Origin of the sequence: Nonomuraea harbinensis, from assembly GCF_019396385.1 — a bacterium.
Lineage (GTDB): Bacteria > Actinomycetota > Actinomycetes > Streptosporangiales > Streptosporangiaceae > Nonomuraea > Nonomuraea ferruginea.
The window spans coordinates 1-550 of the sequence record NZ_JAHKRN010000140.1; the positions used below are offsets into that span (position 1 = coordinate 1).

A 550-nucleotide genomic window follows, 5' to 3' on the forward strand; every position below is an offset into this window, starting at 1 on the left:
CGCTGATCGACATGGACCGGTACTTCGTGGTCCACGCGCCCCGGCAGACCGGTAAGACGACCGCGCTGGAAGCCCTGGCATCCGAGCTGACCGCAGAGGGCGACATCGCCGCCCTGATGTTCTCCTGCGAGCGCGCCAAGTCGGCCGGTGACGACTACGCGGCGGCGGAGGAGATCCTGCTGAAGTCCCTCCGCCAGGCCGCCGAGTGGTCGGGATGGCCGGAGGAACTGCTGCCACCGGATTCTTGGCCGCAGGCTCCGGCGGGCACCAGGTTCGATTCGGCGCTGACCGAGTGGTGCCGCCGCAGCCCGCGCCGGGTGGTGCTGCTCATGGACGAGATCGACGGCCTGCAGGGCAACAGCATGGTCAGCATCCTCAGTCAGCTCCGTGACGGCCACAACGCGCGGCCGAAGGGGCGTCCGTTTCCCGCGTCCGTGGTGCTGTGCGGGCTGCGCGATGTGCGTGACTACAAGGTCGCCTGCGGCGGCGACGCCGACCGGTCGAACCCGATCAGCCCGTTCAACATCGTCACCGAGTCGCTGCGCCTGGG

General features: G+C 69.5%; 1 protein-coding gene. It reads left to right on the forward strand.

Annotated elements, in window-relative coordinates; all coding sequences use genetic code 11:
- The coding region (locus tag KME79_RS44370; protein WP_219552694.1) for an AAA family ATPase at positions 1–550 on the forward strand (550 nt) is incomplete at both ends.